General features: G+C 60.2%; 3 protein-coding genes. 1 reads left to right on the top strand and 2 read right to left on the bottom strand.

Annotation, left to right across the window (positions count from 1 at the left end):
* Positions 1–59: 59 nt before the first annotated feature.
* Both AAFM29_RS17360 and AAFM29_RS17355 read right to left on the bottom strand, forming a co-directional pair.
* Positions 60–635, bottom strand: coding sequence for a recombinase family protein (locus AAFM29_RS17360; RefSeq protein WP_341713973.1), 576 nt, complete (start codon positions 633–635; stop codon positions 60–62).
* A 133-nt stretch (positions 636–768) separates the two neighbouring features.
* Entirely contained in the window at positions 769–1,245 is a 477-nt protein-coding gene (locus AAFM29_RS17355; protein WP_010339850.1) for a YkgB family protein, read from the bottom strand.
* 104 nt (positions 1,246–1,349) lie between these two features.
* On the opposite strand from AAFM29_RS17355, the gene AAFM29_RS17350 reads away from it, so the two are divergent.
* Positions 1,350–1,892 (top strand): MarR family winged helix-turn-helix transcriptional regulator, encoded by a 543-nt coding sequence (locus AAFM29_RS17350; protein ID WP_010339851.1) that lies wholly within the window; start codon positions 1,350–1,352, stop codon positions 1,890–1,892.
* Positions 1,893–1,999 lie beyond the last annotated feature (107 nt).

The following is a 1,999-nucleotide window of genomic DNA, read 5'->3' as shown; positions in this document are numbered from 1 at the left end:
GTTCCGCTTCGCTCCACCTGCGGCCAGCCATGGCGCCCGAGGCAATCTTGCACTAACAATCAACCCGGACCACTCAGTGGGGGCCGGTCAGTGCCGAGAAGGGTCGAACGCGGCACCTTGAAGGTCCGGCAGACGGACGCCTTGCTGGCCCCGCCATCCAGCGCGGCGGTGATCCGCTCGAGCGTTTCGGCGTCGATCATCGGCGGGCGGCCACCTTGGCGTCCCCGGCGTTTGGCAGCAGCCAGTCCCGCCATCACCCGTTCGCGCGTGAGCGCACGCTCATATTGTGCCAATGCACCGAACAGCGAGAACAGCAATTCGCCGTGCGGCGTGGTCGTATCCATCTGCTCGGTCAGCGACCGGAACGCGATGCCGCGCGCCTTCAGATCGGTGACGATCGTCAGCAGGTGCGGCAGCGAGCGTCCGAGCCGGTCGAGCTTCCACACGATCAGTGTGTCGCCCGCGTTCAGATAGTCGAGGCAGGCTTTCAGGCCTGGTCGGTCGTCGCGCGCGCCGGATGCCTTGTCGGTATGGAGATGCCGATGATCGACCCCGGTTGCGACGAGCGCGTCCCGCTGGAGATCGACCGTTTGGCGGTCATCGGTCGTTGACACCCGCATATATCCGACCAGCATGTACGACAAACCCTCGAAAGCATGTTTTCGAACACCCTATCAAAGCGACAGGGTTTGTCGATCGTTATGGGCTGAGGCGGGTATGGTTCGGCAAAAGCGCAGGTCCGGAGCGTCGCCTATCACCTGTTTGCCGTCACGCGTCTGCTGTCCGTATGGACGCAAGTAGAAGGCACGCTGATGCCGCAAGAAGCACCAGGTCCTTCAACAGGAACTGTCCGGTTCCGGCCGAAATCGCCGGGAACCCGCCAGCGGTCGGCTCGGCGACGCCAGGCGTGCTCAGGAAAAACGTCAGTGTCACGGCATAAGTCAGGCATGACATCGCCGCGCCGAGAGCGGAGGCCGTCTTGTTGAAAGCACCGATAATCAGCGCAGCGGCCGTCGCGAGCTCGACGGTGCCTATAAAATAGCTTCCACCCTGCACCCCAAAAACGGCCGGAATCCAGCTCATGATCGGACTGTTCTTCATCAATGGCGCGATGCCCATCGCTTCATAGCTCGTGAATTTCATGCAACCGAACCAGAGAAAGATGACCACCAGCGCCCAGCGCAGCAACGCGAGAGACCCGCGAGAGCCGGTCGTCTTTTCAGCTATGTGTAATGTCGAAAACATGGTGCCTCGCTTTCATCATGGCGCATGACCTGCCTTCATGCTTAGACAGGCGTGATATATGCGCTGCGCATACACTATACGCCGTCAATGAATGAGGCAACCCTTTGAACGTACTCTCGGACCGGCTCGTCAATCTGTTCGGCGCCCTCGCAGTGGGCATCACCGATCGAATTAAGAAGGCGGCATTCGACCCGACGATACCCGGCGGTGGCGAAACCACCGCGGCGATCGTCGTCATCGGTCACGCGACCGGTCTTTCGATCGACGAATTAGGACGGGTGCTAGGCTTGTCCCACGCGGGGACGGTGCGGCTTGTCGATCGATTGGTTGCAGCCGGGTTCGCCGTTCGATCCAAAGCGCTACGGGACCGTCGTGCAGTAGCGCTGATGCTCACTGAGGCAGGCGAGACTCGCCTATCTGCGATCCTGCAACGAAGAAACGAGACTTTATCCGAAATCCTTAGCCATGTCTCGAATGCTGACCGCCTCGTGCTGGAACGTATTGCCGAGACAATACTTGCGCAGATGTCTGACGACGCTGTCTCGGCGCTGACGATATGCCGGCTCTGCGACGAGAGGCGATGCTACAACTGTCCGATGGATGCCTTTGGAATGCTGGAGTCGTCGACGCATAGAGTCGACCCATAAGTGCGCGCAGAGACGCTTAGCGTATATCTGTGCCCGTTCTATGTCCTGACCCCCTTTAGGTCCCCGAGTTTCGGCAGCATCGATGTCGCGGGTTATGCCGAAGCGAT

This window comes from Erythrobacter sp. (genome assembly GCF_038133525.1).
GTDB lineage: Bacteria > Pseudomonadota > Alphaproteobacteria > Sphingomonadales > Sphingomonadaceae > Qipengyuania.
The sequence above is the reverse complement of the archived record's forward strand: the minus strand, read 5'-3'. Positions and strand labels throughout refer to the sequence as shown.